This is a genomic window from Roseateles sp. AC306 (genome assembly GCF_979253795.1).
On the sequence record NZ_CEEDEB010000067.1, the window covers coordinates 1 to 281 of the forward strand.

Genomic DNA, 281 nt, shown 5'->3' on the forward strand with positions numbered 1-281 from the left:
GTTTGATGTTATGGAGCAGCAACGATGTTACGCAGCAGCAACGATGTTACGCAGCAGGGCAGTCGCCCTAAAACAAAGTTAGGTGGCTCAAGTATGGGCATCATTCGCACATGTAGGCTCGGCCCTGACCAAGTCAAATCCATGCGGGCTGCTCTTGATCTTTTCGGTCGTGAGTTCGGAGACGTAGCCACCTACTCCCAACATCAGCCGGACTCCGATTACCTCGGGAACTTGCTCCGTAGTAAGACATTCATCGCGCTTGCTGCCTTCGACCAAGAAGC

General features: G+C 53.0%; 1 pseudogene. It reads left to right on the forward strand.

Features of this window, described 5'->3' with window-relative positions:
• Positions 1-93: 93 nt before the first annotated feature.
• A pseudogene (locus tag AC0IZJ_RS28415) lies at positions 94-281 on the forward strand (AAC(3)-I family aminoglycoside 3-N-acetyltransferase); the annotation flags it as partial.